Annotated in this window: 3 protein-coding genes; 1 reads left to right on the top strand and 2 read right to left on the bottom strand. The window is 72.8% G+C overall.

Going from position 1 to position 4,398, the window contains the following annotated elements:
• Both B7P34_RS35195 and B7P34_RS35190 read right to left on the bottom strand, forming a co-directional pair.
• A partial coding sequence (locus tag B7P34_RS35195; RefSeq protein ID WP_146167025.1) for a sigma-70 family RNA polymerase sigma factor occupies positions 1-1,108 on the bottom strand: 1,108 nt, incomplete at its 3' end.
• 459 nt (positions 1,109-1,567) lie between these two features.
• Positions 1,568-2,224: a TetR/AcrR family transcriptional regulator gene (locus B7P34_RS35190; protein ID WP_223268572.1), complete on the bottom strand. Its 657-nt coding sequence runs from the start codon at positions 2,222-2,224 to the stop codon at positions 1,568-1,570.
• A 441-nt stretch (positions 2,225-2,665) separates the two neighbouring features.
• Here B7P34_RS35190 and B7P34_RS35185 point away from each other — a divergent pair, with 441 nt between their 5' ends.
• Positions 2,666-4,012: an NAD(P)/FAD-dependent oxidoreductase gene (locus tag B7P34_RS35185; RefSeq protein WP_106682195.1), complete on the top strand. Its 1,347-nt coding sequence runs from the start codon at positions 2,666-2,668 to the stop codon at positions 4,010-4,012.
• Positions 4,013-4,398: the final 386 nt, after the last annotated feature.

Raw genomic sequence — 4,398 nt, 5'->3', positions numbered from 1 at the left:
CGCTCCCGCCGGACGCACCGGCCCCCGTGCCCGCCCCGGAACTCGCCCCCGTACCACCGGCCCCGGCCGTCCCACCGCTCGCGGCAGCGACCCCCGCCCCCGCCGCCGTGCCGACTCCGGCCGCGCCCGCCGCCAGGCCCGCGGCCGCCTTGGCCGAGAACCCGGCCGCGAACCAGCCGATGACCGCCACCGGCAGCAGCGCCCGCAGCCGCTCATTGACGTCCGCGACCTCCAGCGCCGCCGTGCGGCACCGCGCGCAGCTCTCCAGGTGCCTGCGCAGGCCCCGCTCGGCCCGCAGCCGCAGCCCGCCCCGGGCATACGCGCCGAGCCGGTCCGCATAGCGCGCGCAGTCACCGCCCGTCGTCAGCGCCGAGTTCACATGGGCCTGCAGATACGCCTGTTTGAGGCCCTCGCGCGCCCGGTGCGCCAGCACCGCCGTCGCATTGGCCGTCAGCCCCAGCAGCGGCGCGACCTCGCTCGGCGACTCCTCCTCGACCGTGGTGTGCCACAGCACCGTCTGCCACCGCGGCGGCAGGCTGCGGAACGCCTTCACGGCCAGGGAGCGCTCGGCCTCCTGCATGGCCAGCACGTCCGCACCGAGGCCGAGCGCCTCGTCGTCCCCCGCACCGGCCGGCAGCCGCTCGGCCGACGAGGCGAACTCCGCGAAGTCCTCGACGAGCTGCTCCCGCTTGGCGCTCTTCCCCCACGAGGCCGCGACCCGCCGCACCGTGGTGAGCAGATAGGCGCGCACCGACGACTCGGGCCCCGCGCCGCTCCGCACCGCCTGCAGGGTGCTCGCGAATACTTCGTTGGTGAGGTCGTCCGCGGTGTGGTTGTCGCGGCAGCAGCTACGGGCGTAGCGGCGGACCGCGGGGGCGTGACGGCGGTAGAGCTCCTCGTACGCGTCGTTCTCGCCGGCCCGCATCCGGGCCACCAGCTGGATGTCCGTCAGGGGCGCGTCGGCGGCGGCATCCGTCCTGCGGTGCTTGCGGCGGCGCTGCCGCGGCACGACGGGCGTGGTGGGACGCCCCTCACCGGAGGGCCGGGGCGAGGACGGTCCGTCCTCGTTCTCGCTCCCGCCCGGTTCTTCCTGCCCGTCAACACCCATAGCGCAGGCCCCTGTACATGCCGGCACACCCGAACACCGGGACAGCGTGGCACAGCACCGGCCGTCACCAGCGCGCGATGGGCAGCAACCACTCGTCCGGGGCGACTTCTGTCGCATGGCGTACGGGACGTCACCCGAACGGGGAAGGACTTCCGGATGCGCCCGGACGGCCTGCAGAGCCGCGCCGGACGCGCCCGTCACAGAAACGAGCTGCAGAAACGAGCCACGGAGTACGAGCTACGCGATCCGGGGAGTAGGAGCTACGCGATCCGGGCTGCGGAAAGCGAGCCACGTGTGCGCGCTGCCGGCAGCGCGCACACGCGGGTGCTCACTCGGATAGCCCTACTCGGATAGCCCTACTCGGGTGGCCTTACTCGCATGGCCTTACTCGGGTGGCTTACTCAGGTGCGCTGCCGAAGCGAGCCGCAGCAGCGCACTCAGCAGCGCACTCAGGGACGCCTACTCGGCCGGCCGCGACCGCAGCCCCTCCAGCAGGATGTCCAGCAGCCGCGAGGACGCCGCCGCCTGCTGCACCGCATCCGGCAGCGACGGCGCGGCCGTCGCTATCACCAGCAGCACATCGGCCACCGTCACGTCCGGCCGCAGCTGGCCCGCCGCCCGCGCCCGCTCCACGAGCCGGCCGACGACCTCCAGCAGCGCCGCGGCGCCCGCGTCGTGCCGCTCGGCGGCCGGAGCCGGCCGCTGCTCGACCAGCCGCAGCTCGTGCAGCTGACCGCCCGTGACGCCCGGCTGCCGCTGCTGCGGCACGCGCGCCTCGATCTCCTCCGCCTCCACGTCGACGCCGACCCGCAGCACCTGCGGCGGCAGCAGCCGGCCCGCGCCGGACGCCACCGACGTGCGCAGGAAGCGCGAGAGCGCCGACCACGGCTCGTCCTCCTGCCCGAGCGCGGTGCGCGCCTGCTCGGTCAGCCGGGCGGTCTCCTCCTCGGCTATCCGCCGGACGAGGACGTCCTTGCTGGGGAAGCGGCGGTAGACCGTCCCCACGCCGACGCGGGCGCGCCGCGCCACGTCCTCCATCGGCGCGCCGTAGCCCAGCTCGCCGAAGACCTCGCGGGCCGCGCGCAGTACGTGCTCGAGATTGCGCTGGGCGTCCACGCGCAACGGCGTGCTGCGGCCACCGCCCGCCTCTGACGGCGCGACAGCGGTCGACCAATGAGAGCCCTGCATATGCATATGTGTTCCCCCGGTTATGACGTCTCCCCCCGGAGACTCCCCGCCCTGACTGCCGGGGCACGTCTCTGACACCCCGACGGAGTACGAACATAGTTGAGCCCAGGTCAAGAAAGAAGGGGTAGTTCCGCACCGGGCATCCCCGATTGGAGTACATCCCCCCTCCGCACCGATTCTGCACCACCCCACAACCCCGCCGCATCCACCCTGACCTGCGCACCTGTCTCTCGAACCGGTGCGCCCCCCGCGGAGGGATCAGCTCCGCCGCCGGTCATACATTTCGCACGGCCTGTGGACAAACTCCGGCCGGGGGTGCGTCATGGGGAAGGAGCTGTGCTCGCGGACCTCGACGACTGAGGAGTGGCCTTGGCGAAGGAACCGGCGCGCATTCTGGTGGTCGGCGGCGGCTACGTCGGGATGTACACCGCCCTGCGCCTGCAGCGGAAGCTCAGGCGCGGCGAGGCGACCGTCATCGTGATCGACCCCGAGCCGTACATGACGTACCAGCCCTTCCTCCCCGAGGCCGCGGCCGGATCGATCTCGCCCCGCCACGTCGTCGTCCCCCTGCGCCGCACGCTCGACAAGTGCCAGGTCGTCATCGGCGAGGTCAGGTCCATCGACCACGCCAAGCGCGCCGCCGCCATCAACACCCTCGCCACGCACGAGGAGGGCACGGGCGCCATCCAGATCCGCTACGACGAGCTGATCCTCGCGCCCGGCTCCGTCTCGCGCACGCTGCCCGTCCCCGGTCTCGCCGAGTACGGCATCGGCTTCAAGACCGTCGAGGAGGCCATCGGCCTGCGCAACCACGTGCTCGAACAGCTGGACATCGCCTCCTCCACCCGCGACCCCGCCGTCCGCGACGCGGCCCTGACCTTCGTCTTCGTCGGCGGCGGCTACGCGGGCGTGGAGGCCCTCGCCGAACTCGAGGACATGGCCCGCTACGCCGCCCGGTACTACCACAACCTCGAACCCGAGGACCTGCGGTTCGTCCTCGTCGAGGCCACCGGCCGGATCCTCCCCGAAGTGGGCGAGGAGATGGGCGGCTACGCGCTGCGCGAGCTCCGCGGGCGCAACATCGACGTGCGCCTGGACACCCGCCTGGACTCCTGCGCGGACCGCATCGCCGTCCTCAGCGACGGCTCGCGCTTCCCCACCCGCACCCTCGTCTGGACCGCGGGCGTCAAGGCCCACCCGGTGCTCGCCGCCACCGACCTCCCCCTCAACGGCCGCGGCCGCCTCAAGTGCACCCCGGCCCTCACCGTGGACGGCGTCGAACACGCCTGGGGCGCGGGCGACGCGGCGGCCGTCCCCGACCTCACCTCGGACGACCCCGACGCCGTGTGCGCGCCCAACGCCCAGCACGCCGTCCGGCAGGCCAAGGTCCTCGCCGACAACGTGCTCGCCTCCCTGCGCGACAAGCCCCTCAAGGAGTACCGGCACAAGTACGTCGGCTCCGTGGCCTCCCTGGGCCTCCACAAGGGCGTCGCGCACGTCTACGGCAGGAAGCTCAAGGGCTACCCGGCCTGGTTCATGCACCGCGCCTACCACCTCAGCCGGATCCCCACCTTCAACCGCAAGGCCCGCGTCCTCGCCGAGTGGACCCTCACCGGCCTCTTCAAACGCGAGATCGTCTCCCTCGGCTCGCTCGAAAACCCCCGGGCCGAATTCGAACTCGCCGCAGACACGGGACGTCACCCGGAAGCGAGTTGAAGCAGGTCATGGGCCCTGTGGCGGAGCCGGGAACTCCCCCGGAGAGGCCGACGTCTGACGGATGTCAGTCCGGTCGGCCACACTGGTCGTGTGACCATGGGTGGGCTCGTACCTGCGAAGAGTAACAATTACGAGGATTCGGACGTTTGCTGCATTCCCCCGGGGGCAGTCCCCCGCACCGCCAACCGCGGCCCCGCGCCGGGCACGCGGATCGGCCACGCCACGTCGCCGAGCTGGTCCGGAACGACTCCGCGAGGTAATCCTCTGTGAACTTCACCCGCTGGAGCGCCCGGCTCCCCGGCACACAGCGCCGAGCCGCGGCGCGCGCCGACCGCAAGGACCGCACCGCCGCCCCCGCACCGCCCGCGCCCGCGGCCGGCGGCTCC

Origin of the sequence: Streptosporangium nondiastaticum (genome assembly GCF_003011965.1) — a bacterium.
GTDB lineage: Bacteria > Actinomycetota > Actinomycetes > Streptomycetales > Streptomycetaceae > Streptomyces > Streptomyces nondiastaticus.
Note: the sequence above shows the minus strand (reverse complement) of the source record. Positions and strands in the feature narration are given on the sequence as shown.